24 protein-coding genes are annotated in these 26830 nt (G+C 35.2%); 21 read left to right on the top strand and 3 right to left on the bottom strand.

Translation table 11 applies throughout. The features are described 5' to 3' along the window. Positions 1-126: 126 nt before the first annotated feature. Genes B9O19_RS03860 through B9O19_RS03845 form a run of 5 tightly spaced genes read left to right on the top strand, consistent with a single transcriptional unit; the run spans position 127 to position 7155 of the window. On the top strand, positions 127-2976 hold the full coding sequence (locus B9O19_RS03860; protein WP_102365190.1) for an RHS repeat-associated core domain-containing protein: 2850 nt from the start codon (positions 127-129) through the stop codon (positions 2974-2976). A gap of 24 nt (positions 2977-3000) precedes the next feature. Next, on the top strand, positions 3001-4275 hold the full coding sequence (locus B9O19_RS03855) for a stalk domain-containing protein (RefSeq protein ID WP_102365189.1): 1275 nt from the start codon (positions 3001-3003) through the stop codon (positions 4273-4275). A 20-nt stretch (positions 4276-4295) separates the two neighbouring features. Next, positions 4296-5552 carry a stalk domain-containing protein gene (locus B9O19_RS03850; protein WP_102365188.1) on the top strand — a complete coding sequence of 419 codons (1257 nt, stop codon included), beginning with the start codon at positions 4296-4298 and terminating at the stop codon, positions 5550-5552. A gap of 20 nt (positions 5553-5572) precedes the next feature. After that, positions 5573-5707, top strand: a complete 135-nt coding sequence (locus B9O19_RS12105) for a hypothetical protein (RefSeq protein ID WP_281254336.1) — start codon at positions 5573-5575, stop codon at positions 5705-5707. Continuing rightward, entirely contained in the window at positions 5704-7155 is a 1452-nt protein-coding gene (locus B9O19_RS03845) for a copper amine oxidase N-terminal domain-containing protein (RefSeq protein WP_102365187.1), read from the top strand. The genes B9O19_RS12105 and B9O19_RS03845 overlap by 4 nt, the downstream gene beginning before the upstream one ends. 104 nt (positions 7156-7259) lie before the next feature. Here the strand turns inward: B9O19_RS03845 and B9O19_RS03840 are convergent, their stop codons facing one another. After that, on the bottom strand, positions 7260-7511 hold the full coding sequence (locus B9O19_RS03840) for a helix-turn-helix domain-containing protein (protein ID WP_158648907.1): 252 nt from the start codon (positions 7509-7511) through the stop codon (positions 7260-7262). A 142-nt stretch (positions 7512-7653) separates the two neighbouring features. Between B9O19_RS03840 and B9O19_RS03835 the strand changes: the two genes are divergently transcribed. The 10 genes from B9O19_RS03835 (at position 7654) to B9O19_RS03790 (ending at position 15720) form a co-directional block, all read left to right on the top strand. Further along, entirely contained in the window at positions 7654-7950 is a 297-nt protein-coding gene (locus B9O19_RS03835; protein ID WP_102365185.1) for a hypothetical protein, read from the top strand. 224 nt (positions 7951-8174) lie between these two features. Then, positions 8175-8723 carry a tyrosine-type recombinase/integrase gene (locus tag B9O19_RS03830; protein WP_102365184.1) on the top strand — a complete coding sequence of 183 codons (549 nt, stop codon included), beginning with the start codon at positions 8175-8177 and terminating at the stop codon, positions 8721-8723. A 195-nt stretch (positions 8724-8918) separates the two neighbouring features. Further along, complete coding sequence (locus tag B9O19_RS03825; protein WP_102365183.1) at positions 8919-10004, top strand: PucR family transcriptional regulator; 1086 nt, start codon at positions 8919-8921, stop codon at positions 10002-10004. A gap of 381 nt (positions 10005-10385) precedes the next feature. Continuing rightward, a complete protein-coding gene (locus tag B9O19_RS03820; protein WP_102365182.1) occupies positions 10386-11564 on the top strand; it encodes a S41 family peptidase in 1179 nt (392 codons plus the stop codon). A 40-nt stretch (positions 11565-11604) separates the two neighbouring features. Then, a complete protein-coding gene (locus B9O19_RS03815; protein ID WP_102365181.1) occupies positions 11605-12156 on the top strand; it encodes a hypothetical protein in 552 nt (183 codons plus the stop codon). Between the two features lie 112 nt (positions 12157-12268). After that, positions 12269-12742, top strand: coding sequence for a transcription elongation factor GreA (gene greA, locus B9O19_RS03810; protein WP_102365180.1), 474 nt, complete (start codon positions 12269-12271; stop codon positions 12740-12742). 37 nt (positions 12743-12779) lie between these two features. Further along, the gene (lysS, locus tag B9O19_RS03805) at positions 12780-14285 is read left to right on the top strand and encodes a lysine--tRNA ligase (protein ID WP_102365179.1); all 1506 of its coding nucleotides are present in this window, start codon (positions 12780-12782) and stop codon (positions 14283-14285) included. Between the two features lie 67 nt (positions 14286-14352). Next, positions 14353-14973 (top strand): hypothetical protein, encoded by a 621-nt coding sequence (locus tag B9O19_RS03800; RefSeq protein ID WP_102365178.1) that lies wholly within the window; start codon positions 14353-14355, stop codon positions 14971-14973. Between the two features lie 24 nt (positions 14974-14997). Then, positions 14998-15327 carry a cupin domain-containing protein gene (locus B9O19_RS03795; protein ID WP_102365177.1) on the top strand — a complete coding sequence of 110 codons (330 nt, stop codon included), beginning with the start codon at positions 14998-15000 and terminating at the stop codon, positions 15325-15327. Between the two features lie 21 nt (positions 15328-15348). Then, positions 15349-15720, top strand: a complete 372-nt coding sequence (locus B9O19_RS03790; protein WP_102365176.1) for an ArsR/SmtB family transcription factor — start codon at positions 15349-15351, stop codon at positions 15718-15720. Positions 15721-15757: 37 nt separating this feature from the next. On the opposite strand, the gene B9O19_RS03785 is transcribed toward B9O19_RS03790, so the two are convergent. Further along, on the bottom strand, positions 15758-17893 hold the full coding sequence (locus tag B9O19_RS03785) for an S-layer homology domain-containing protein (protein ID WP_102365175.1): 2136 nt from the start codon (positions 17891-17893) through the stop codon (positions 15758-15760). A 235-nt stretch (positions 17894-18128) separates the two neighbouring features. Here B9O19_RS03785 and B9O19_RS03780 point away from each other — a divergent pair, with 235 nt between their 5' ends. From B9O19_RS03780 to B9O19_RS03755, 6 genes are all read left to right on the top strand, one after another. Next, complete coding sequence (locus B9O19_RS03780) at positions 18129-20423, top strand: heavy metal translocating P-type ATPase (RefSeq protein ID WP_245863002.1); 2295 nt, start codon at positions 18129-18131, stop codon at positions 20421-20423. 144 nt (positions 20424-20567) lie between these two features. Then, positions 20568-22115, top strand: coding sequence for a sodium/proline symporter PutP (gene putP, locus B9O19_RS03775; RefSeq protein ID WP_245863001.1), 1548 nt, complete (start codon positions 20568-20570; stop codon positions 22113-22115). 68 nt (positions 22116-22183) lie between these two features. Beyond that, on the top strand, positions 22184-22558 hold the full coding sequence (locus B9O19_RS03770) for a cytidine deaminase family protein (RefSeq protein ID WP_102365174.1): 375 nt from the start codon (positions 22184-22186) through the stop codon (positions 22556-22558). Between the two features lie 190 nt (positions 22559-22748). Beyond that, complete coding sequence (locus tag B9O19_RS03765) at positions 22749-24875, top strand: bifunctional diguanylate cyclase/phosphodiesterase (RefSeq protein WP_281254346.1); 2127 nt, start codon at positions 22749-22751, stop codon at positions 24873-24875. After that, complete coding sequence (locus B9O19_RS03760) at positions 24872-25414, top strand: GNAT family N-acetyltransferase (RefSeq protein WP_102365172.1); 543 nt, start codon at positions 24872-24874, stop codon at positions 25412-25414. Before B9O19_RS03765 ends, B9O19_RS03760 begins: the two co-directional genes overlap by 4 nt. 36 nt (positions 25415-25450) lie before the next feature. Next, positions 25451-25996 carry a GNAT family N-acetyltransferase gene (locus tag B9O19_RS03755; RefSeq protein WP_102365171.1) on the top strand — a complete coding sequence of 182 codons (546 nt, stop codon included), beginning with the start codon at positions 25451-25453 and terminating at the stop codon, positions 25994-25996. Positions 25997-26121: 125 nt separating this feature from the next. On the opposite strand, the gene B9O19_RS03750 is transcribed toward B9O19_RS03755, so the two are convergent. Next, positions 26122-26778, bottom strand: coding sequence for a hypothetical protein (locus tag B9O19_RS03750; RefSeq protein WP_154058610.1), 657 nt, complete (start codon positions 26776-26778; stop codon positions 26122-26124). Positions 26779-26830: the final 52 nt, after the last annotated feature.

Here is a 26830-nt window from a genome sequence, read left to right as displayed (position 1 = left end):
ACAAGCCAGAATGTTGAAGGAGTTTTAGAAACTAACATATATACTTATGACTTATTTGGAAATCTTGAGACGCAAACCAATGGCGAAGGACATACGACTACATTCCAATACAATATCCGAAATGAAATGACCGCTAAAATTGACCATGGCGGCATAGGTATAGCATCAAAGACAGAAAGCTATAAGTATGATGAGCGTGGAAATGTGATAGAGAAAACCGATAGAAATGGTGTAACATTATCTTTTGTTTACGATGTGCACGACAGGCTTACAGATACTAAACTCGGCGATAATGTCTTAATACATAATACGTACGATGGAGCCAATAATAAACTGACAATGCAGGACGAAAGCGGAACAACAACCAGAACATACGACAAATTGGGCAGAGTTTTGACCAAGGATGTTCCCGGTATTGGAACAACGACTTACCAATATGATATAACGACATTGATAAATAACGGAGAAGTATCAGAAAAGACTGTTGATCCAAAGAATAATGTAACGATAAAGACTTATGATAAAAACAATAGACTGCATACTGTCAAGGATGCAGAAAATGCGGAGCCAACAACATATGAATATTATTTAAACGGCGCTCAAAATAAAATAACAAATGCAGACGGTTCCAAAGCCGAATTTGAGTATAATGACGACGGAACTTTATCAAGCATTGTGAACAAAACTTCTGCTGATACTATAATAAGTTCATATTCATATGCGTATGATAAGGCAAAAAATCTGATATATAAAGAAGAAACTGAGTCAGGTGCAGACAAGGGTGCAACAAAATATACCTATGATGAAGCAAACAGATTAAAGACGGTAACCGAACCGTCAAATAAGCAGACGTCCTATACATATGACAAAGCCGGAAACAGAAAGACTGAAACGGTTACAGAATCCGGAATAATATCATTAACAACGTATAATTATAACGAACAGGAGCGTCTGACAGACACGGTTCAGACTGTTGGAAATACCAAAAAGACGGTAACATATAATTATGATAATAACGGAAATATACACAGTAAGTTCCAAGGAGTGGAAAAATCAGACGACGGAGAGGAAACAGAACTGGAAATAAAGCTGCTGGGACTAGATGATGACTCAGAAATAGGTGCGGTATATGAATATGACGTGTTCAACCGTCTAGTAAAAACATATCAGGGAAGCAATGTAATTTCCAATGTTTATAACGGAGAAGGAAACAGGGTATCTAAAACAGTAAATGGAAATACTTGCAAATATCTTTATGAGTATGATAAAATAGTATTAGAGACAGACGGAGAAGGAAACCAAACAGCAAGGAACGTATATGGAACAAATTTGATAACAAGGGAGTCTAATGATAAAAAGTATACGTATCATTATAATGGACATGGAGACGTTACAGCGCTAACAGAAAAGAGCGGAAACATTGCGGCAGCATATGAATACGACCCGTTTGGAAATATCACGGGAGAGACCGAAAATATAGAAAATCCATACAGATACAGCGGATACGAATATGATAACGAGACAGAGTTATATTATTTGAAATCTCGATTCTATGATGCAGAAACAGCACGGTTTATACAGGAAGATACATATAGAGGAGATGCGAGTGACCCGCTTAGTTTGAACTTATATACATATTGTGCGAATAATCCAATGACATATGTCGACACAAGCGGACATTCATACTACGGGACAAAGTATGATTCTTTTGAAGAATTATATGCGGCGACTATTGAGAATCCTCAGGAAGTAGAAGAAATGCTGTATAAATTAAATGAAACAGAAGAAGGGCGTGAAAATCTAAAGTATATAATTAAAGCGTATGTAGGGGCTCAGGGTGATATGCGACAAGGAAATGACAGTGTATTTCAGGTTATATACGCATGCGCACCGGGCAGGTCACGTGATATGACTATAGGGAGTAATCCCAGTGGGTGGATAAATTCAGAAAAAGACATGTATGACAACTATCAGTTTACGATATTTGATGCTCTAAACTGGTTAATCCAAACAGGGGGAAGCGGCAACTTTGCATTGCAGACAAGAACTACAGATGACCCGAATGTAGCGGCAGACGCAATGAAAATAATAGTTGGTAAGTTTATGGACGCAAGAAATTTCTTGCGTATTGCCGGGAAAATTAAAAATACAGTAACGCCAAAATTATATATAGGTACAACGGAATATCCAACCGAAAACTATGTTGAAGATACAAAACAGATATATGAAAGTATTACAGGAGAATGGTGGATTGATGACAGTATAATAGGCGGAATATATTATGGTAATGAGGAAGGTAGAGATGTTGATGAGATGCGTATGATATCTGATTATATACATGATAAGAATAAACAGTTAATATGGAAACCATATATTTCGGAAAATAATAAAGATGTTAAGAGTATCATAAGATATGCAGATGAATTTGATAGCAAAGGAAGACCATTATTCGACTATATATTTATACAGCCAAGTTTATATTATTCTTCTGGTAATGATGCAGATTATAATAAGCTTGAAACTGTTTATAATGCTGTGTTGGAATATAATATTGCTAATAAAAACAATGATAAAGAGCATACCAAGGTAGGAATGCAGATAGAATTTGATATGGGGCTTGTGACGGGGCGTAATGATGCAAGCAATACAGCAACTTTTTTACAAAAGAGACAATTTTTTGAAGCATATTTAAAAAAGGTAGAAACACTTAAAGCTAATGGAATTCCCATAAGTGTATATTCCGGAGGTTCAAATGAACAAGGTTATGGCAATATTTATGGAAATGATAATACACACAACAATGGTAACAATATGACATATGACCAATCCCCCTCCGGTACACGGTATAGTGATTTTCCTGATGCTTATACGGGTGGAAATTTAATATATGATATAAACGATTACATATATAATGGAGTGGGGCAATGGAAAAATGAATTATCAACATCTATTTGGTTGACAAAACCTGACAAATGATAAATAAATAAGGAGGAGTAAAAAATGAAAAGGTTAATAATTTTTTTTCTGAGTTTAACAATAGTAACCGGAAGTATATTATTTGTGTCGGTAATCGCAAAAAGTAATTCTAATATAATTGAATCTGAGAATTTAAAAATTGATAGTATGCAAATAGGAGATTATTTTAGTTTAGGAAAATACAATGATGAGCCAATAATATGGAGATATGTAGCAGATGATGAGAATGGTAAACTCATAGTAAGTGATAAAGTTTTGTGTAACAAGCCGTTTGGTCTTAGTAGTTTTTGGCAGGAATCATATGTCAGAAAATGGTTGAATTCTACAGTATCTGAAGGTGAAGTGGATTGGAATCTAAAAGAGTTTCATAATAGATGGGTAAATGAAAATATAAATACAAAAGAAAAGGGATTTCTAAATGAAAGTAATTTTTCACAGAAAGAAAGAAAAGTATTAAAACAGGTAACGCAATGGACTATGCTGCCAATAAATCATCTTGATTTAGCAACAAATGGGGAGACAGAAGTATATAACGCATTAAAAGAATATAGACAGGGAAGTTCGATTGAGCCTTCATATTTCAAATTTTATAGTGTGGAAGAATTGCCGGAGGCATATCATGGAGCAGCATATGAAGTTACAGATACTGTGTTTTTAATGGATGAGATGCAGATATATAATATGTGGAAGAATTTTGGTGATATAAAAGCGATATTAGGTGAAAAGGGAGTTTCAGCATTCTCTGAACCAGGCGAATATACTGAATATTTTCTTCGTACTGCATCAAAAGATGAAACGGGTTGCACTTCTCTGGATGAAAATGGAGAGTATGGACATGGTTCATGTCATTTTTATGGAGGTATCCGTCCAGCATTTTACTTAGACGAAGATAATGCAGTAATATTATCGGGAAGCGGAACAGCAGAAGAGCCATATATAATGACAGGAAGAGAAATAGAAGTATATACAAATGGAACAAAAGCAGAAATGAGTGACCAGCCAACAATAAAAGACGGAATAGTAATGTTACCGGTGAAAGAAACTTTTGAGAAATTAGGTGCAAAAGTAAATTGGGATGAAGAAACCCAAGCCGTCACAATAGAAAAGGATGGAAACTACATTTATATGTTAAGAGATAACAAAGGAATAATGATAAATGGAGAGATATACGACTTAGGTTATCCAATGACAATGATAGAAGATGTAGCATATGTATCGCTGACAGCGATAGAAATGTCAATAACACCGAACGTAACATGGAACGGCGAACAGTATCGAATTGACATAAATACAAAATAAAGTTAAACAGAGGAAAAAGTATGAAAGAAATAACAAGAATAGTAATTGTTATATTTGCAGTAACGATATTGATAAGTACAGCATCAGCATATGCTGATGTTGTACAACCTATAAAAGAAATGCAAATAGGAGATTACTTTATTTTAGGAAAATATAATGAGGAGCCAATAGTTTGGAGATATGTAGCAGATGATGAGAATGGTAAACTCATAGTAAGTGATAAAATATTGTGTTTAAAACCATTTGGAGAAAATAATTTTTGGGAAGAATCTTTTCCAAGAGCCTGGTTAAATTCAGATGTTGCGGAAGGCGAAAAAGAATGGAGTTGGGCAGTCAATTACAATAATCTTGTTATAGATAGTGCCCAAATTCCTACTAACGAGAAAGGATTTCTATATGAAAGTAATTTTTCAAAAAAAGAAAGAAAAGTATTTAAACCGGTAATGCAATGGACTATGCTGCCGTTAAATCATCTTGATTTAGCAACAAATGGGGAGACAGAAGTATATAACGCATTAAAGGAATATAGGCAGGGAAGTCCGATGAATGGCGGATATTTCAAATTTTATGATATAGAAGAATTGCCGGAGGCATATCATGGAGCAGCGCACGAAGTGACGGATACTGTGTTTTTAATGGACGAGATGCAAATATATAATATGTGGAAAAACTTAGGTGAAGTTAAAGCGGTATTAGGAGAAGATTGTGATTCATTATTTACAAAGTTGAGTGAATATAATGATTATTTTTTGCGTACTGCATCAAAAGATGAATTGGGTTGCACTTCTTTGGGTGAAGATGGAGAATATATGCATCTCTCGTGTTATTATTATGGAGGGATAAGACCGGCATTTTACTTAGACGAAGATAATGCAGTAATATTATCGGGAAGCGGAACAGCAGAAGAGCCATATATAATGACAGGAAGAGAAATAGAAGTATATACAAATGGAACAAAAGCAGAAATGAGTGACCAGCCAACAATAAAAGACGGAATAGTAATGTTACCGGTGAAAGAAACATTTGAGAAATTAGGAGCAAAAGTAAATTGGGATGAAGCAACCCAAGCCGTCACAATAGAAAAGGATGGAAACTACATCTATATGTTAAGAGATAACAAAGGAATAATGATAAATGGAGAAATATACGACTTAGGTTATCCAATGACAATGATAGAAGATGTAGCATATGTACCGCTGACAGCGATAGAAATGTCAATAACTCAGAACGTAACATGGAACGGCGAACAGTATCGAATTGACATAAATACAAAATAAAGTTAAACAGAGGAAAAAGTATGAAAAAAATAACAAGAATAGCAATGTTTATATTTGCAGTAACGATATTGATAAGTACAACATCAGCATATGCTGATGTTGTACAACCTATAAAAGAAATGCAAATAAGGAATTACTGGAGAAATAAACAATGAAAAAATTGATGAATTTGATTATAGTTATAACAATAATATTTTCACTGAACACCTCATTGTGTGTTGCGCAAACAGAAAATTTGCAATCTTTGCCCGAATTAAAGCAAGGAGATTATTTCTTAATGGGAAAGTACAATGATGAACCTATTTTATGGAGGTATGTAAATAATGATAATAATAAAATTTTCAGTAATGATGCAATATATGATGAAACTAATAATATAGTTATAAAAAAATCGGATTATAATGATAAATATGAAATAGGCAAATTTGACAATGGAAAATTCTATTTTGATGAAATCAACTATAACATTGATATGGAATCGAAAGTTTTGTTATATTCTGATAAAATACTGTGTTTTAAAGAATTTGATACAGTAGAAGATTTACATAATAAAGAAACAAATTTTTGGAAGGAGTCATCAATAAGAAAATGGCTTAATTCGACAGATTTAAATATTGTTGAATATAATAAAGAAAGTGGTTTTATATCAAGAACAAATTTTACTAATAGTCAAAGAAGTATAATGATTAATAGTTATATTCAAACATATTGGCCTATTGAGCGAGTTTCTAAAGATATAATAAAATATCCATTTGGATTATTTAAAAATATGTATGGTGAAACAAATGCACATGGAGATAATTATTATACAATTCCAAGAGTCGGATATATGATTACTGGAAAAGGTGGTGTTAAAAATATAACACAAGACAAAATATTTTTGTTAGAAGAGGAACAAATATATAATATTTTTAAATCATTTGATTCTGCAGTATCACAATTATCTGAGGGTCTAAAATTTGAATATGAGAAGGCGAATTATAATTATGCTTATTGGATAAGAAGTCCATATAATGCTAATGAAGCAGAAGCTGGAATAAATGGTTGCATAATAAGCGGAGAAGTATTAGAAGATACACAAAATATGCATCATCTTCCGTATAGTAATATTGATTTTAAAGTAGGTGACAAATATACAAAAAGTTCGGTAACTGAGAAAAAAGGAATACGTCCGGCATTTTATTTAGATATTGATAATGCTATTATATTATCCGGAACAGGAACCAAAGAAGATCCATATGTTTTAGATGGCAAGCCAGTTATATCAGTTAATTTAAATAATACAGAGCTGGATTTTTATGATCAGCCGATTATAAAAGATGGGATTATCATGCTGCCAATGGATGAAATATATAAATATATAGGAGCGAAAACTATTGATTGGAATAATGAGTATAAATCAATTGCAATGGAATATAACGGAAACTATATTTATATGATGTTGGATAACAAAGGTATAATAGTAAATGGAGAATCGTATGATATGGGATATCCAATGACAATGATAGATGATGTTGCATATGTTCCGCTGACAGCAATAGAAATGACAATAACTCAGAACGTAACATGGAACGGCGAACAGTATCGAATTGATATAAATTAATAAATTGTATAAAATTTTTAGTTATAAGATTTAAATAAATAAATAATGACAAATAGGCTTCTTAAAATATTTAAGAAGCCTATTTCTATTTATAAACCTAAAATTTATTTACCTACTGAATCTTCAGGTGCGTATCCAGCTTTGATAATTTCTTCTATAAATAGATTTAAGTCTATTCTGCCATTTATAATTATATTAATTAAACTCCTAAAAGACGGGAGTCTTTTCCCATTTTCTAAATCTGTGTATTGACGTGGCGATAGACAGCATTTTTCCGCCATTTTCTCTTGATTTAATTTTAGTTCCATTCTTCTAAAGTATAGTGTTTTACTAAAGCACTTTTTTAAGATATTCATCATTTCACTCCCAATCTATAAAATATGTGAATATTCTATCAAATATATATTTTTAACCATATGAGATATATTGCACATGAGCCTTGTTTTTCAGCTATCCAAGTAAGCGGAGGTATGGTAAGATGCTAAAAAAAGAACAAATTTGGAAACAGTAAGAAACATAATATGCGATAATGAACAAAATAGTATTAAAAATACAACGATTTCGGATTATAATGAATACAGGGATTTAGTGAAAAGTTGGGACTCTAATTCTAATGGTAATAAAAACAATGACATCGGAACGTATGTAACAACAAATTTAGACAGCAACACGATAAGAGTAGAAAAAACATATTGGGATAAGTTAACAATTATTATTTTACTGATTTTAACTTCAGATAATGGTAATAACGGTAGAATATTAGATGAATGTTATTATATAGAGTTTAACAATTAAGATCCTAATTTTGATACTTATTGTCAGGGCGAAACTTTACATCATTGTCTCCATTTATTAATTCATAGTTGTAAGATCTTATCGGTGGTTTGGTATGCAAATTGTTTTTATTAATGTCTGAATAAGAAATATCTTTAATATCAAACCTCGGTATATTAGTAACAGCAAGGAGCATATATCAAAGAAAGGATGGTAGATGGGTATTTAAATATCAAAATGAAGAAATGGTCAAGCCTCATTATGGCTATGCTAAAAGAGAATCCGCAGTAAAACGAAAACTTAGAGAGTATAAAAAAGAGGTCGCAAAAGGCAATTTTGAAACACAAGATTCGTATATGTTATTTCAAGATTACTGTTTAGACTGGTTAAATAGTGTGTATAAAAATAAAGTTATTGTTACTACATTTTCTGAAAGAATGCGAACAATTCCATTTAAATCAAAGGCAATAGAAGTAATAGAAAAGATAATAAAAATACAGCAAAAATTGGGTATAACAAGTAATAGAATAAGTGCTACATTAAATGATACATATGTTTCTTCAACGTTATTTATATATAGAATTAATGATTTGCTGAAAAGAATACAATCGGAAAAGGAGATAGTATCTCATGGTTTAAGACATACATTCGTAACATTATCTGCGTATGCTGGAGTGCCTCTAAATGTAGTTTCAAACTGGGTAGGTCATAAAAATGTTGAAATAACACAAGACTATAATCACATTTTAAAAACTCAAGTAGATAAAGGGGTAGCATTATTAGAAAATTGTTGATGAAAAGCAGAACGGTGTCAAAATGGTGTAAATAATAAAACGAGACTTTAGAAATAACGTTTTTACGGGGATGTTTGTATTTTGTGACATTTTTATTAATTTTGTACAATTTGTGTTGCATTATTTGAAATTTTAAGTTATAATAACAATTAGGTAAAATTATCTGTACAAATATATTTGCAGGGGGTGTCGAATGTGCAGGGCAGAGTATTTCAAAATACGCTTGTACAATTGAAAAGAGAAGTTCAAAGGACGCTGGGAGTTATTGATGACAGCGACACAATCATCGCGTGCAGTGATGAGGATAAAATCGGAAATACTGTTGATAATATTTTTACAGTTTTTTCTGCTACAGGTGAAGTAAAGACGGTGGCGGGAGCCTGCTATAAAAAAATAGAAACATTCAGTAAGTGTGAGTTTGTTGTTTTCTGTGAGGGAGACGACGATATTGCCAGAAATGCGTGTTCATTCCTTGCTGTGAACTTTTTGACCATTAAGCAGTATTATGACGAAAAATATGACAAGGCAAGCTTTGTTAAAAATATTATCGTTGATAATGTTCTGCCGGGAGATGTTCTTTATAGAACTAAGGAACTTCATATTAATGTTGAGTGCCCCAGGGTTGTTTATTTAATCAGGGTTGTTGAGGAGACCGACCAGGGATACCTTGAGATATTAAACAATCTTTTCCCTGATAAAGCAAACGATTATGTTATCCGTGTTGACGAGCGGGACGCTGTTGTTGTTAAGGAATTTAGAACAGAACCTACTAAGGAAGAAATTATGGTTATCGCTCAGAATATTTTTGACACTTTGGGCGCTGAAGCTATGATTACTCCGCTCATTGGTATTTCAACTCTTGTTGAAAGGGTTCAGGATTTGTCACAGGCGTATAGGGAGTCAAGAATTGCGCTTGAAGTTGGCAAAGTGTTTGATACCGAGAAGGATATAATCAGCTATGATAATTTAGGAATAGGCCGTCTGATATACCAGCTGCCTACAACTTTGTGTGAATTGTTCCTGGACGAGGTATTTAAGAAAGAATCTATTAATGTGCTTGACAGCGAGACTATATATACTATTCAGAAATTCTTTGAAAATAATCTTAACGTTTCAGAGACTTCAAGAAAACTGTTTGTACACAGAAATACATTAGTATATAGGCTTGATAAAATAAAGAAGCTTACCGGTCTTGATTTGAGAGAATTCGACGACGCTATTATATTTAAGGTAGCGATGATGGTAAATAAATATTTGTCATCTCAGCCAACTAGGCTTTAGTATGTAATTTGTGCGGCTGAATAAATTTAGGCCGTGGATAATATGATTAATTAGTGGGGGCGGTTTTAAGCGAGTTTTTTGTCGCTTTCCGCCCTTGTGGTTTATTATTTTGATTGGAGGAATTACGATGAGTAAAAAGGCTGTGAAGGTTACTGCTATAGTTATAGCGGCAATATTTTTAATTGGTATTTGTTCGGGCATAGCCGCGTCATTTTTGTTTTAATGGCATAAATTTGTATTGGGATTATTTATACTAAAGCGGATGATAATGTTATTCTTACGATTTAAGAATACTTTTATGATCCGCTTTATGAATGCGGATAAATTTTGCAGTAAGGTTCTTTGATTTTAGTTTGGTAATATATTTTTAAGGAGCAGAATATGTATATAAAAAAACGGGTATTGATTGTTTGTTCGGTTTTATTAATTGTTGTGACTGCTGTGCTTACCGTAGGTCTTGTAAATCCTTTTGGATTTACAAATTATCTTGACTTTATAAAGTTTTCAACAGTTACAAACACAATAAAAAATATGTATTATGAAGACGTTCCCATGTCGGATTATGTAAACAGCTCCATTGAGGGATTTGCTCAGGGGACAGAAGACGCGTATACTAATTACATTTACGGCGAAGAGGCTGATGAATATATGGAAGATGTCAGCGGAAGCTTTGATGGAATTGGCGTGTATATAGAAAATAATATCGAAGACAATACAATAACCGTTGTGTCAGCTATATCGGACACTCCGGCTGAAAAAGTTGGCTTGGTAAGCGGTGATAAAATTTTAAAAGTAGCGGGAGTAAGTTATACCGGAGAGCAAATCAATGAGGCGGTCAGAAATATGAAAGGACAAACCGGAACGACTGTTGATATTGAGGTCTTGAAGGCCGAGTCAGGTGAAACGGTAAGCCTTACGGTAGAGCGTCAGCATATTAACGTTAAAACAGTAAAGTCAAAAATAATTGACGGAACTAATATAGGCTATATATCAATATCACAGTTTATTGAAAGTACCGGTGATGATTTTAATAAGGCTTTGAGCAAATTAACTTCTGACGGAGCTAAATCTTTGGTTTTGGATTTAAGAAATAATCCGGGCGGATATATTGAAGCTGCTGTGGATGTCGCATCCAATTTTGTTAAGAGCGGTGAAGATGTGGTATACACTCTTGATAAGAAAGGAAACAGGGAAGATTATAAATCAAATGGAAAGCAGTATTATATACCCGTTACGGTTCTTATAAATCAGGGTTCCGCATCCGCAAGCGAAATAGTAACCGGGGCTTTGAAAGATTATGGATTAGCTCATGTGATAGGAGAAAAATCTTATGGTAAGGGAATTGTTCAGTCTGTTTTCGGTTTAGGTGACGGAATTGTTTCTGTAACAATTGCGAGATATTATACTCCGAACGGAACTTGTATCCATAAACTTGGTATAGAACCTGATGAGACGGTGCCTATGGAATTAAATAAGTACGCTAATCTTGATAACTTAACTCTTGAGGAGGATGAACAATTATCTGCGGCAGTAAATTATTTGAATTCTGTTTCAAAATAGCTTTTAGAAAGAAATAATACTAAGATTGGTGGAGTGAACTATGTTATTTTTTAAGTTCATCTCACAAAAGATAAAAGATTTATATCATTTTATAAAAGAACTGTTTTATAATAAAAAAATACTGATTGAACAGCAAGACCGAAATAAGCTTACGGAAAAACAGACTGCAGAGTATCCGGTTAAAGTGCCGATTGGCTGCGATAATATTGAAATATCAATTAAATATGTTTTGAGTCTTTTGAATACTCCTGGGTTTAAAGCAGGAGCAGGTATAATCGTTGACGATGTCGATGATTTAAGAGGGCTTAACACAGTAATGAATTTGGTTTGCAGAGAGTTTAAATATGTAACGATATATACCAAGAATATTTCAGCCGGTAATAAGACTGCAGATTATGTTTATTCAAAATTTGGTCTTCCGATTATGGTGCTGGATGTTTCTGAATCACAAAAGTGCAGATATCAGGTAATAATTGATTTCAATAACGGTAAGCTAAGATGCGGAAGAGATTTATGCGTTACCGGGACTGCAAAGGATAAGAATGGTGATACCGTGGGATTATATTTGGGTGAGCGTTTGGTGACAGTATAAAAAGACATAAATATAATTAATGTGTATTGACATTTTATAGTTATTAAAGTATAATTTATAAGTTAATCACAGAAGGTTTAGTTGATATATAAAAATATCGGAGGTAATAAGAATGGACAATAAACAGGTAAAGTTGACTGAGGACGGTCTTAAGCAGCTTGAGGAAGAACTTGAATATTTAAAGACTAAAAAAAGAAAAGAAGTTTCTGAAAAAATAAAAGTTGCTCTTGGATTTGGAGATCTTTCCGAGAACTCGGAATACGATGAGGCAAAAAATGAACAAGCTCAGGTTGAGGCCCGCATTGTCTCTGTTGAGAATATGCTGAAAAACGCTATAGTGATTGATGAGAGCGAACGCGATACGTCAAAAGTTGAACTTGGCGCAACCGTTACTATTCACGATATTGAATTTGATGAAGATATAACATATAAAATTGTTGGTTCTACAGAAGCTGACCCTGATGAGGGAAGGCTCTCAGACGAGTCTCCTCTTGGCAAGTCACTTATGGGAAAGGCTGAAGGCGAAATGATTGATGTGGATGCGCCTGCCGGAGTTATTCAATATAAGATTTTAAAGATTTCTTAATTTTCTGAGCGTATCAGAATAATAGTTGGAGGGAAAAATGAGCGAGAATAATCAACAAAAGAATAATACTGAAAGTGATTTGAACGAGGTTTTAAAGATTAGACGTGAAAAACTTGCTGTGCTGCAGGAAAGCGGTGCTAATCCTTTTGAAATCACTTCATATGAACGAACAGATATGGCAGGAGACATAAAGGAAAATTATGCTGATTTTGAAGGCAAAGTTGTCTCAATAGCCGGCCGTCTTATGTCTAAGCGTGTAATGGGAAAAATGTCGTTTGCAGATTTGGCAGATAGAAGCGGAAGGATTCAGCTTTGTGTTAAGCGTGACGAATTGGGAGACGACGAATATAAGGTATATAAGAAATATGATATAGGTGATATTGTCGGAGTGACAGGAGAGGTGTTTACCACTCAAAAGGGCGAGATATCTGTAAGAGCATCTAAGATAGTGCTTCTTTCTAAATCTTTGCGGCCGCTGCCTGAAAAATATCATGGTCTTACAAATACAGATTTGAGATATAGGCAGAGATATGTTGACCTTATCATGAATCCGGATGTTAAGAGAACGTTTGAACTCAGAAGCCGTATAATCAGAGCTATCAGAAACTATTTGGACAGCAGAGGTTATATGGAAGTTGAAACTCCTATTCTCAATACAATACCGGGAGGAGCAGCAGCGCGTCCATTTATTACTCACCACAATACTTTGGATATTGATATGTATCTTAGAATTGCGCCTGAGTTATATTTGAAGCGTCTCATAGTCGGCGGTTTTGAAAAAGTATACGAAATGGGAAGACTTTTCAGAAATGAAGGAATGGATGTTAAGCATAATCCTGAATTCACAACAATTGAACTATATGAAGCATACACCGATTATTTGGGAATGATGGAGCTTACTGAAAATCTTATTAAAACTGTAGCACAGGAAGTTTTGGGCACAACAAAAATTACTTATCAGGATGAAGAAATAGATTTAGGTCAGCCGTGGGCAAGAATGACAATGCTTGAGTCAATAAAAAAATATACAGGTGTTGATTTTTCACAGACTAAGACAGCAGAAGAGGCGGAAGAACTTGCAAAATCTATCGGCGTTGAATGTGACGCTGACGCGCCTAAGCTTTCCCGCGGTGAAATTATCAGTCTAGTGTTTGAGGAAAAGGTAGAAGAGGAACTTGTTCAGCCTACGTTTATTTATGAGTATCCTGTTGAGATTTCTCCTCTTGCTAAAAGATTTGCGGACAACCCTGAATTTACTGAGCGTTTTGAAATATTTATTACCCGCAGAGAGTTTGGAAACGCGTTTTCAGAGCTTAATGACCCAATCGACCAAAAGGAACGTTTTATGAGTCAGGTCGAGAAGAGAGAGCAGGGTGATGATGAGGCAAACATGATGGATGAGGATTATGTTAATGCGCTTGAATACGGACTTCCTCCAACTGGCGGTCTGGGTATAGGTATTGACAGGCTTGTTATGCTGCTGACCGACAGCAGTTCAATACGTGACGTCTTATTGTTCCCGACAATGAAGCCGCTTGATTAGCAGTTATTTTATTTATTAGTGTAAAAAGGGATATTTGCGGAGTTAAATCACATACAGAGGTGGTATTATGGACAGAGATGCCCGTGAGGCTAAAGCTATGACAAAGGAACTGCCGGTTAAAGATAGAATGGCAAACTTTTGGTATTATAAGAAATGGTGGATAATCGGAATTGCGGCGGCATTAATAGTTGTTGCAATTACTGTATTTGAGATTGTGAATACTCCGCAATATGATTTATATGTTGGCTATTATTCAGAGACAGCTGTCTCCGATGAAACTGTAAACCGCATTAAGGAAACCATGTTGGATTTTGCCAATGATGTAAATGATGACGGAGTTGTGACAATATCTTTGACGCCTATGATTGCCAGCAGGGAAGAGGAGAGCGACGAGTTTGTTGCGGTTCAAACCAGACTTATGAGCGAGCTTGATTCCGGCGATAATATGATTTTTATTGTTGACAAACCATATAGGGATTATTTGATGAGCGGCAATAATGCAGACTGCTTTGATTATGAGCTGGATTTAAATACCAATCCTGTTATTATGGAGAAGATAGGTTACAGCGGTGATTTATATTTGCTGGTTAAATCTTTGTATGAAAGAGAATCCGGGGATTTTAAGAAACGAGCTTCTCATAATAATGCTGTGACAATTTATGAAGCGTTTTCAAATTTTTCGGGTTAGAAATCAGTGTTTGGGGATGATATAATGATTATTAATTTTAATGAAATAGAAGAAACTGTTATTCCTAATTTTAATGGCGGAGAAAAAAATGTTGCATCACATATGTTTGTTGATAAAAACAATAAAATTATGTACGGATGTTTGGAACCCGGAGCGTCTATTGGATTACATACCCATGATACAAGCAGTGAAATTATATATATTTTAAATGGCACAGGAAAAGTTTTGTATGACGGTGAATATGAGAGTGTATCTGAGGGATTATGTCATTATTGTCCCAAAGGTCACAGTCATAGCTTAATTAATGACAGTAAAAGTAACTTAGTGTTTTTTGCGGTTGTTCCTGAACAATAATATATTTAGGGAGATGTATTTATGGAGGATGAGTTTGAAACAGAAAGAAAACTTGATGAGAAGCAGACGAAACATTCACAAAAGTTATTAAATGATAAACTGATTTCAAATATATCATCATTTTTTAAAGTTTTGGGAGACGAAACACGTGTTAAAATTTTGTATGCGCTGTCTCAAAACGAAATGTGTGTATCGGATATTTCCGCTATGCTTGATATGTCGCAGTCAGCTATATCACATCAGCTTAAGCAATTGAAATTGGGCGGACAAGTTAAGACGAGACGTGAGGGCAAAAGTATTTATTATTCTATAGATGACGACCATGTGGTTGATATAATCAACAAGACTTTATCCCATGTTGAACATAAAATAAAAGACGGTCAGCTGCTGTAAAAGCAGCTGACCGTCTTTTTGTATCTTAACTTGTTTTTTATTTTGTCATGAAATTATATATCATTATTGCAGCGTCTGCGCGGGTAAGCTCTCCTTGAGGATTAAATGTATTATCAGGGTTTCCTCCTATCAAACCAAATCCTCTGCTAAGCGCTACATATCCTTCCATTCCCGGAGATATTAAATCTTTATCTGCAAATTTGCAGTCAAAAATGTCGGGCAGTTCAGCAATGTTTTGGTATCCGAGTGCTCTGATTATGAACATTGTTCCATTCTCTCTTGTGCATATTGTTTCTGCGTCGGCAATATCTTTATAGTCTACAATATTGTTATTCTTTGCAAAACGATAAATTGTTTCATAATTTAAAGGTCTTGGGAATCTTTGACCTTTAAGGATTGAAGCAAAAGTAATCATTTCACCTTGAGTGATTGCTTCATCGGGTCTGAAAGAGGTTTCACCTTCAGGAAGAATAATTGCATTATATGCAAGCAAAGCTGTGATTTGTTTTTCAGCATAGTGGCCGCTTATATCATCAGCAGTATTGGGGTTTTGTGTTTCTTTGTACTCGTCTCCATTATAATTTACACGTTTGCCTGTTTTAGCTGAAATATAATAATTGCCTGAACCTTTAAGTTTATAAACTAAATCAGCTGTGCAAGTTTTGCCTGCTGACAGATTCGAAACATAACAGAGTTCAATGCCAACAGTATTCATTAAAGCTTCTGCGGCCTCTTCAGCAGAAATCATATTCTCAGTTGATTCAAACTCAGTTTTGTCACTCCATTGTTTAGTAAAAGAAATTATTTCGTTTGTCAACTTATCGACTTTTACACTAATATATTCAGGTGAGTAATTAAATCCGTTAACCTTTCTTTCAAATGTAAAATAATAGTTGTTATAATAATCCAATGATTCGTCAATCTTATCTGAAGCTTCAAGGTCGCTGTCGGTATTAATATACTCTTTGTTAGAATACTTATCTGCGAAGCTTTTGGCAATATCAAGAGCCTGAGCCTCAGTATATTTTGGAACTTTATCACCATAATTGCTGGAATCAGAATAATAATTTAAAAATTCACCGGTAGCGGCATTAAAAGATATGCGCTTCCTGCTTTGTTTGTTATTCTCGTCATATTTAATATATGTTAAGTCGGCATAATAATCAAATTCAGACTCTTCATAAGATTTGTATACTCTTCTATAACTGCATGACGCATAATTATCACTTTCAAGATTAAGTTCTGTCATTCCCTCTGCAATACTGCGAAGCTGTTCGGTTGACATTAGATTATTCATCTGTTTAATCCCCTCAAGCTCCTTCTCTGTCAAGCCGCTGTCACTGGCGCTTTCAGCAGCCATATTTGAACCGCCTCCGCCACCTCCGGACATTACTTTGTTACTTGAGTCAGTGTATTCTTTATATTCCCCGCCGTTTTTTGCGTCAATTTCTAAATATTGATTTTTGGGCTCATAAACAAGGATTGCTTTATTTTCACCGCTGCTGATATATTTAGCCGTCATTGGAGACAGATTGTTAAAATGTCCGATAGCGTCTGATTCTGAAATTAAATTATCAGGCATTGGAACTTCGTCACAATATGTTAAAGAAACACGCATACTGGATATTTCACCGGTTGATGTGTTGGTATATAACGAAGCTGTATCTCCGCAGAATGGTAAACCGTTTATGTAACGATGAAATATTACAGTCGTTTCAGGATAACTTATACTTATACCTGAGGTTTTGCCGCTTTCGAAACTGAACTGAGATATCAAATCGGGGTTTAGCTTTTGTAAAAAGTCGTATCCAATTTGTATCAGCTGTTCTTCAGTATAATTTGGCAGTTTGGCGTCTCCGTTATAATAGTAGTTATTTCTTTCGCTTGTTGAATATTTTGTTATATTTCCATATTGGTCGATAGTGATGTTAATATATTTGGTTTCATCGTTTTCATCTTTCAGTGTCGACCATTTTAAATCATAGCTCGTGACGCCTCTGTCAGACATCAAGGTATCACTTTCAAACTCTGAATACTCCTGTGGTATCTCAACCCTTGATTTTACGGTTAGAATAGCAGATTCCAGCCCGTCAATATTTTCAGCGTAAGCCGGAATCACAGCAATAGATAAAGCCATAAAAATTGATAAAGCAAAACATAATAGTTTTTTCATAAATAACCCACCTCTTTAATATAATTTTTTAATTGTTCTTCAATTTTATCAAGATATATATTTGACTGTTTTATTATACTATTTGTTCCCGTTTTTGTAAAATATAGGACATTATATTTTTTAAATATTTTAAAAAGCTATTGACAAATATAGTAAGGGGTGTTATTATAACATTATAAACATATGAACAATTGTTCATATGTTGAATAAGATGTATATAGAAGAGGTGACCAATATGAAAAAAGCAAATTTGCCGGAAGATAAAAAATTATATGAGTGTGATTGCGGCTGTTCAGTGCAGGAAGGCGGCGGTCATATACATGAACATCATATGTATTACGATAATACATGTGATATCTATAATGAAAATTGTTCTTTAAATAAAGATTTAAAAGGCGATAAGTCTGAGAACAATTATAAAAATTTAATAACCAAAAAATATACTATAGATAATTTGGATTGCGCTAATTGCGCCGCTAAAATTGAGAGGGTGTCCGGTAACATTCCGGGAGTCGTCGGGGTCAATATATCGTTTCCTTTAAAACAGATTACGGTTACGGCGGAAAATCCGGATAAACTGCTTCCTGAAATTATACGGGCGGCTCAGAAAATTGAGAGCGGAGTATTTATAAAAGAAGACGGCGGAAATACAAAAAGCAGAGGACATATAAAAGAAAACCGCAAAGATATTATTTCTATTGTTGCCGGTGCAGTGCTGTTTTTAGGAACGTTAATATTCAAAGCCATACTAGGAGTTGAGGATTACAATATTGTAACGGTTTCGATTCTTATCATATCATATTTAATACTTGGCGGCGGGGTACTTTTAACAGCCGTGAAAAATATTACAAAGGGTAAAGTGTTTGATGAGAATTTTTTGATGTCTGTTGCCACGCTTGGAGCTTTTGTGATTGGCGAGTATCCTGAAGCGGTAGGAGTAATGCTGTTTTTCCGTGTCGGAGAGCTGTTTGAAAAGATTGCTGTAAGCAGAAGCAGAAGTCAAATTATGGACGCGGTTGATTTAAGACCCGAGACTGTTAATCTTGTTGCAGATAAAGAAGTGAAGATTATACCTGCAGAGGGTGCAGTTCCCGGCGATTTGGTGCTGGTACGGCCCGGTGACAGGGTTCCGCTTGACGGAATAGTGGTTGAGGGTGAGAGCCGGCTTGATACATCGGCTGTAACCGGCGAACCTGTTCCGGTGAAAGTTAAACCCGGTGATGAAATAGTGTCAGGATGCGTTAATACATCCGGGCTGTTAAAAGTGAAAGTAAGTAAAGTTCTTGGGGATTCAATGGTTTCCAGGATATTAAAATCTGTTGAGGAAGCGGCTGCAAGCAAGCCTAGAATTGAAAACTTTATAACGCGTTTTGCCAGAATCTATACTCCGATTGTTGTTGCTATAGCGGCTTTCACGGCGATTTGTATGCCTTTAATACTGAATCAGGATTTTTATCCTTGGATATATACCGCGCTTAGCTTCTTGGTTATGAGCTGTCCGTGCGCCCTGGTGCTGAGCGTGCCTCTTGCTTATTTTTGCGGAATAGGCGCCGGTTCAAAATTTGGAATTTTGTTTAAGGGCGGAGTGGTTATGGAATCTCTGTCCAAAATAAAAGCTGTTGTTATGGATAAGACAGGAACAGTGACAGAGGGGAATTTTGAAGTACAAAATATTCATACGGTTGGCAGCCTTAATGAAGATGAAGTGTTGAAATTATCTGCTTCCTGCGAGTTGAATTCAACTCATCCTATAGGCGAAAGTATCGTTGCAGAAGCCAAACGCAGAGGACTTGATATAGTAAGACCAAATAATGTACATGAACTTTCAGGAATGGGAATTAAGGCTGATATCGAAGATAAGTCATTAATTTTGGGAAATAGAAAACTTATGGAAGCAAACAGTATTGATATTTCTAAATATAATCCCTCGGGAGGAGGTTCAGAAGTATTATTAGCGATAGACGGAGTTTTGCAGGGATATATTTTGATTGCGGATGCAATAAAGAGCGAAGCGGCTCCGGCTATAAAAAAGATAAAATCTCAGGGCGCTGTGACTGCTATATTGACGGGCGATTCAGAAGAAACTGCTAAACAGGTTGCCGAATATACAGGCGTTGATAATTACAGTGCAAAACTTTTGCCTGAAAATAAGGTCAGTGAACTAAAAAAGATAAGACATGAGTATGGAAGTGTTATGTTTGTCGGAGATGGAATAAATGACGCACCGGTTTTAGCCGGCGCAGATGTTGGAGCGGCAATGGGAAGCGGCGCAGACGCGGCCATAGAAGCTGCTGACGTTGTGTTTATGAATTCAAATATGGATGCTGTCCCTAAATCAATAGCAATTTCAAAGAAAGCCACTGCAATTGCAAAACAAAACGTAGTGTTTGCACTAGCAATTAAAATTATAGTAATGTTTCTTGGACTAACAGGTATTTATTCCAATATGTGGCTGGCTGTTTTTGCTGATACGGGAGTTGCATTCCTATGTATAATAAATTCACTTAGAGCATTATACTCAGTAAAATAAAAAATTGAATAATATGATACAGTAGTTAACCGAAATTTATTTCCAAAAAACTAGTTGATTTATGTAGAAATTTATGGTAAAATAACAACATATTTTATATTAATATTTTTATAATCAAAACTTATAAGGGCGGAGGTAAAAATTGTGTTAACTATTGTTATTCAGGTAGTCGTTTTTGCAGTATATCTTTTGTTTATGCTTCTGATTGGATTTGGATTTTATAATACAAATAATACTCTTAACGACTACTTTTTGGGCGGAAGAGGTTTAAACAAATGGGTTGCGGCAATGTCAGCTCAGGCATCTGATATGAGCGGCTGGCTGCTCTTGGGATTGCCCGGCACGGCATTTTTGGTGTTTGGGGGAACAACAGAAGCACTTTGGACAGCTATTGGATTGCTTATAGGTACATATTTAAACTGGCTGTTTGTTGCTAAACGCCTTAGAAAGCAGACTGAGGTTTCCAATAACTCTATTACAATCCCGGTGTATTTTGAAAACAGGTTTGAAGATAAAACTCATATACTCAGAGTTGCTTCTTCGCTTTTTATTATGTTTTTCTTTTTGATTTATACCGCTTCTCAGTTCACTGCAGGAGCTAAGCTGCTTGAAGCAACGCTGGGCGTGCCTTACGTTGTCGGTTTGATTATCGGCGGCGTAATTATTACCGGATATACGTTCACAGGCGGATTTAAAGCTGTCGCATGGACAGATTTGATTCAGGGAATAATTATGTTTTTTGCGATTATAGCTATTCCGATTATTATCGTTTGTCAGATGGGCGGATTTGAAGGGACAGCAATAGAATTTAAAGGACTGGAAGCCGCAAAGAATGAAGTGTTTTCATGGCTTCCGAAAAGCGCCGGCGGAACGATTAATATACTGCTTTTGGTCTCAAGCTTAGGCTGGGGGCTCGGATATTTTGGTCAGCCGCATATTTTATCCAGATTTATGGCTATCAGAAGCCCTAAAGAAGTAAGACCCGCCAGAATAATTGCGATGATATGGGTAATTTTAACTTTAGGTGCTGCAGTTCTTATTGGTGTATTAGGAAAAGTATATGTTGAAAATGGTATGGTTGCCCAAAACTATGTTGAAATGGTAAACGGTGACAGTGAAAAAATATTTATGGTTTTAATACAGACCATATTCGGGGGCTCTAAAAACATCTTTATGATAATCCTCAGCGGAGTATTCCTTACAGCTATTTTAGCAGCTATAATGAGTACGGCTGACTCTCAGCTTTTGGTTACTGCATCAACGTTCGGAGAGGACCTTTACAGACTGTTTTCAAAGAAGAAACCCAGCAGTGATTCATTGGTTAGAATAAGCAGATATGCTGTTGTGGTTATTGCACTTATTGCAATATTTATTTCTCTAAACAGAAACAGTTCAGTATTCGAGTTGGTATCTATGGCTTGGGGAGGATTTGGAGCCGCGTTCGGACCATGTATCTTATTCTCACTCTATTATAGAAAGACCACAGCTCCTGCTGCTATAGCCGGTGTGCTTACAGGAGGTATTGTTGATATTATATGGTACTTCTTAAAGGGTGGTATATTTAATGTTTATGAGTTAGTTCCGGCGTTTATAATTTCATGTTTGGTGATATTTGTTGTGAGCCAGTTTACTAAGTGTCCAGAGAGTGTTTCAAAACAGTATGATGAAGCTCAGACAATAGAAATTAATTAAACTGATAAGCCGCAGTTTGCTTTTTATACAGCGCTGCGGCTTTATAAAAATGATGGAGTTAGATAATTATGAACTTTGATGAATTATATAAGATAGCCGCTGAAACTGTGAATGAAAGAAAATTGTCCGATTATACATCGGCTGGTTCTGTTGCGGCAGCTATCTTAACGGATAAAGGAAATGTTTATAAAGGCGTTTGTATTGACGCTCCGTGCTCTATGGGGTTTTGTGCGGAACATGCAGCAATAGCGGCTATGATTACTGCCGGCGAAAGCAGAATTATAAAAATGGTTGCTGTGAGCGCATGGGATGATATAATTCCGCCTTGCGGCCGATGCCGTGAATTTATATATCAAATAAATAACGAAAATATAAACTGTGAAGTAATGTTGAAAGATAAAATTGTTACTCTTGATTATTTGCTTCCAAACAGATGGTCATAAGAACGGTTTTTAATGGGGTAGGTTGGTGTGTTTAAATCGTTTTACAGCAATAATAAAAATAAAAAAAATAATATTATGAAAGATCGGCTGACAGTTGTTGCGGCCGTATTTTGTGTTATATTTATAGGTTTATGTATATTATTTTTGAACTATTGTAAAATTCAGAATGAGTTAGAAAGCCAAAAAATATATTAAAGAAATTGCGGAAAACAGCAAGACAACCGTTAATAAGCAGATAGAGGATGACTTTCAAACCTTAGACGGCGTCGCTAAAATGATTGGCGGACTTGAAGAGATTAATTATGATACTATTTTGCCTGTACTTAAAACTATAAATGATGATAATGCTTTTATACGTATGGGATTTGTTGATAAAAATGGTATAACTATGGGAGTGGATATTGATGGAACCCAATATAAAGATATAGATATTTCAGACAAAGGATTTGTAGAGAAAGTCTATGCAGGAGAAAGAGTTATAACTAATACTCAGAAGGCTGAAATAGGCGATTTATACGTGAATTTCTATGCTGTTCCCATAATTCGCGGAGGCAGGGTGATAAGCGCCCTTTGCGCTGTTCGTGCTGCCGAATCGCTTCATAATATATTGAATAACTCAGTTTATGCGGGAAATGGATTTGCGCATATAGTAGATAGTCAGGGGAATTATGTTATAAGGTCAAAACGTCCAACTGTGGATCAAAATTCACCTGATATCATAACTCCTTATAATTATGATGATAGTTCAAAAGAAAAGTTAAAATCAGATTTAAGAAATGGACAAGCCGGAAATATTGAATATTATTACAATGGAGAAAAGCGCTGGGCAGCATACACGCCTATAGGTGTTAATGATTGGTTTGTGTTTTGTGTTGTTCCGTCAGCAGACATCAGCAGATACTACTCTAATATGATTATTGGAATAGTAGGGATAATTTTAGGATCTGCTTTACTGTTTTTATTTCTGCTGATACGCATTAGAAGAATGGGAGAGCGCAGCAGAAGGGAATTGGAAAAGCTGGCGTTTGTTGATTCGCTGACAGGTTATAGAAATGAACAAAAGTTTATGATAGACGCCGAAGAGGCTATTAGGAAAAATAGTGAAGAAAATTATGCTATTTTATATGCGGATATAAAAAATTTTAAATATGTGAATGAAATTTTCGGTTATGATGTCGGCGATAAGCTGTTAAAATATTGGGCAGACGGGATTAATAAAACAATTAGAGACGGAGAAGTATTTGCAAGATTCAATGTTGACAATTTGGTTTCCATAAGAAAGTATAAAGTTAAAGATGAGTTAAAAGGTTTTTTTGAGACAGCTAAAAAACGTTTGTGTACATATCCGGATATTCAAAAATATAAATTTAAAATTGAGATGTATATGGGGATATATTTGATAAATCAAAATGACAATATATCACTAAGGGACATGCTTAACAGAGCAAATGTTGCGGTAAAAGCGATAAAAAATTCCGGTGAAAGCCGAATGGTATATTATAATGATAAGATGAGGGAAGAACATTTAAGAGAAATTGAAATGGAATCCCGTATGGAAACCGCTCTTGATAACGGCGAGTTTAAAATGTATCTACAGCCCAAAATAGATTGCAGGACATATAAAGTCGCGGGTGCTGAGGCTCTTGTAAGGTGGAAAGACCCCAATAAAGGTATAATCCCTCCATCGGAATTCATATCTTTGTTTGAAAGAAACGGTTTTATTGTTAGTATAGACCGTTTTATGCTGGAGGAAGCATGTCGGTTTTACAAAAGATGTTTGGAAAGCGGCGATGTGCCCGGGCCAATTTCGGTAAATGTATCAAGAAAAGGGCTGTGGCAGCCCGACTTTGTTGAATTTTATACCGGGACGAAAGAAAGATATAATATTCCTGACGGAGGTATTGAATTAGAGTTTACAGAAAGTTTTGTGTTTGAAGATTATAAGCTTTTTATTAGTTCTGTATCTCAGCTTCATAAAGCCGGATTTTCGTGTTCGCTGGATGATTTCGGCGCCGGACAGTCTTCGCTGAATGTTCTGAAAAATATACCGATAGATACTTTAAAGTTAGATATGTTGTTTTTTCGGGAAAGTAACAATAGTCTGCGGGATAAAAAGTTGTGGAAAAGTATTATAGAAATGGCAAAGGCTCTTGATATGAAAACTGTGTCTGAGGGCGTTGAAAATACTGAACAGGTTGAATATTTAAAAGAAATCGGCTGTGATTTGATTCAGGGATTTGTATTTTCAAAACCATTGCCGGCAGAAGAGTTTATAAGTTTTATAAAAAATTGGAGAAATGACGGTGATAAGCAATGATTGAGACGGAGAGACTAATACTGCGTCCATGGAAAGATGAAGACGCTGAATCTTTATATAAATATGCGAGCGATCCGAAAGTTGGTCCTATTGCAGGTTGGCCGGTGCATACCAGTATTGAGGACAGTGCGGGGGTTATAAAGGGAGTTTTATCAGCCCCTGAAACTTATGCGGTTGTTTTAAAAGAGACAAATGAGCCGGTTGGATCTATTGGATTAATGATAGGTGAAAAAAGCAATTTTGATATTGAGGATGATGAGGGCGAGATTGGATATTGGATAGGGGTTCCGTATTGGGGTATGGGTCTTATTCCGGAAGCAGTCAGGGAATTGCTGCGCCGTGGATTTGAAGATTTGAATCTTAAAACAATATGGTGCGGATATTTTGATGGAAATGACAAATCGCGCAGAGTTCAGGAAAAATGTGGTTTTACTTATCATCATACCGAAAATGATAAGGTATGGGTTTTGATGAATGATACCAGAACTGAGCATATTTCAAGGATAACCAAAGAAGAATGGGAAAATACTAAAAAATAGGTTTTAAAATTAAACATGAAAAGGCAGGTTATGAAAATGCCACTAAAGACGGAAAGACTAGTATTGCGTCCATGGAAAGATGAAGACGCTGAAAACCTTTATGAGTATGCAAAAGACCCTAGAGTTGGTCCTGAGGCCGGCTGGTATGCACATACCAGTGTTGAATATAGTCTGAATGCTATTCGAGGTGTTTTATCAAATGATGAAACATATGCAATTATCTTAAAAGATGAGGATAAACCGGTTGGCGGTATAGATTTGATGATAGGGGATAAGAGTTATTTGGATATTGGTTCTGATGAGGGAGAACTCGGATTTTGGATAGCGGTTCCTTATTGGGGCAGAGGATTAGTAGGCGAGGCTGTTGACGCTTTGCTTCGTCACGCTTTTGAGGACTTAAACCTTAAAACTATATGGTGCGGGTATTTTGAAGGCAATAACAAGTCTAAAAAGGTTCAGGAAAAGTGTGGATTTAAATTTCATCATGTTGAAAAAGATAAATTTTGGCCTATTACAAAAGAAATAAAAACAGAATATGTAAACAGAATGACAAAGGAAGAATGGAAAAATAGATTTAAATAACTTAAGATTTAATAAAGAATTTGGAGCCGTCAGATATTTTTTAAGATATTGATTTAACGTTATTGTGTTAATCAAAGTAACTTAAAATATCCGACGGCTCCAGTCTGTTACCATCTGCTGTTCTATTATTTATAGTCTATAACTTCTTTAGCCATGTTTACAAAGTCTTCCTGGCTCATACCGGTTTCAAATCCCATAATGTTGTAAGTTATTCCTTCCTGAACCCATGAGACGCTTTGAAGTTCTTGAGTTTCAATATCATCAGAACCATAACTGAAAACTAAACTGCCGTTTTCTTCGTCTATCTTATCCTGCTCAGTAAGTTTATAATCAGGAGGTACGATTTTATTTATATAGTTTGTATAGTAAATATCTATATTCTGATATTTGTCGGCAAGAATAGTATGGGTGCCTTCACCAACCTCAAAGTTATCCGACTTATCAATACTTAGCGTAATTCGTTTGTCACCATTTTTATATTTAGCGCTGAAGCTTTTAAACTCTTCGGTAATATCACCGTTTTCATCCTTACTCTTGTTGTCAACTATATTTCCGCCTGTAAATTCAAATCCATTGTTAAAGTTTTCAATAATATTAGCGCTGTATCCCAGCTTTTTATCCAGTTCTTGTTCAGTTGGAATAGAGTAATAATCAGGTATAGATGATGAACTTGAATATATCATCGGGACCAGCTTGCCTGCTGCAAATGCAGTGGTTCCTATTAACAAAACAGCGGCAGCGCAGATTGCCAATCCTCTTTTAAATGTTTTTCTTCTATTCATAATATAAATCTCCTTTTTTTCAGGCAGCTCATCTAATGTAAGCTGAATTTTT

Source organism: Monoglobus pectinilyticus (genome assembly GCF_002874775.1).
GTDB classification, from domain to species: Bacteria; Bacillota; Clostridia; order Monoglobales; family Monoglobaceae; genus Monoglobus; species Monoglobus pectinilyticus.
This window is presented reverse-complemented; position numbering and strand designations above follow the sequence as displayed.

Excerpts from the sequence above, each read along its gene's own strand:
- B9O19_RS03860 (WP_102365190.1), top strand. The coding sequence starts at position 127 with ATGACCGCTAAAATTGACCATGGCGGCATAGGTATAGCATCAAAGACA.
- B9O19_RS03760 (WP_102365172.1), top strand. The coding sequence starts at position 24,872 with ATGATTGAGACGGAGAGACTAATACTGCGTCCATGGAAAGATGAAGAC.
- B9O19_RS03755 (WP_102365171.1), top strand. The coding sequence starts at position 25,451 with ATGCCACTAAAGACGGAAAGACTAGTATTGCGTCCATGGAAAGATGAA.
- B9O19_RS12105 (WP_281254336.1), top strand. The coding sequence starts at position 5,573 with ATGAAAAAAATAACAAGAATAGCAATGTTTATATTTGCAGTAACGATA.
- B9O19_RS03830 (WP_102365184.1), top strand. The coding sequence starts at position 8,175 with ATGGTCAAGCCTCATTATGGCTATGCTAAAAGAGAATCCGCAGTAAAA.
- B9O19_RS03820 (WP_102365182.1), top strand. The coding sequence starts at position 10,386 with ATGTATATAAAAAAACGGGTATTGATTGTTTGTTCGGTTTTATTAATT.
- B9O19_RS03790 (WP_102365176.1), top strand. The coding sequence starts at position 15,349 with ATGGAGGATGAGTTTGAAACAGAAAGAAAACTTGATGAGAAGCAGACG.
- B9O19_RS03840 (WP_158648907.1), bottom strand. The coding sequence starts at position 7,511 with ATGAATATCTTAAAAAAGTGCTTTAGTAAAACACTATACTTTAGAAGA.
- B9O19_RS03785 (WP_102365175.1), bottom strand. The coding sequence starts at position 17,893 with ATGAAAAAACTATTATGTTTTGCTTTATCAATTTTTATGGCTTTATCT.
- B9O19_RS03780 (WP_245863002.1), top strand. The coding sequence starts at position 18,129 with ATGAAAAAAGCAAATTTGCCGGAAGATAAAAAATTATATGAGTGTGAT.
- B9O19_RS03770 (WP_102365174.1), top strand. The coding sequence starts at position 22,184 with ATGAACTTTGATGAATTATATAAGATAGCCGCTGAAACTGTGAATGAA.
- B9O19_RS03795 (WP_102365177.1), top strand. The coding sequence starts at position 14,998 with ATGATTATTAATTTTAATGAAATAGAAGAAACTGTTATTCCTAATTTT.
- B9O19_RS03815 (WP_102365181.1), top strand. The coding sequence starts at position 11,605 with ATGTTATTTTTTAAGTTCATCTCACAAAAGATAAAAGATTTATATCAT.
- B9O19_RS03750 (WP_154058610.1), bottom strand. The coding sequence starts at position 26,778 with ATGAATAGAAGAAAAACATTTAAAAGAGGATTGGCAATCTGCGCTGCC.
- B9O19_RS03800 (WP_102365178.1), top strand. The coding sequence starts at position 14,353 with ATGGACAGAGATGCCCGTGAGGCTAAAGCTATGACAAAGGAACTGCCG.
- greA (WP_102365180.1), top strand. The coding sequence starts at position 12,269 with ATGGACAATAAACAGGTAAAGTTGACTGAGGACGGTCTTAAGCAGCTT.
- B9O19_RS03855 (WP_102365189.1), top strand. The coding sequence starts at position 3,001 with ATGAAAAGGTTAATAATTTTTTTTCTGAGTTTAACAATAGTAACCGGA.
- B9O19_RS03850 (WP_102365188.1), top strand. The coding sequence starts at position 4,296 with ATGAAAGAAATAACAAGAATAGTAATTGTTATATTTGCAGTAACGATA.
- lysS (WP_102365179.1), top strand. The coding sequence starts at position 12,780 with ATGAGCGAGAATAATCAACAAAAGAATAATACTGAAAGTGATTTGAAC.
- B9O19_RS03845 (WP_102365187.1), top strand. The coding sequence starts at position 5,704 with ATGAAAAAATTGATGAATTTGATTATAGTTATAACAATAATATTTTCA.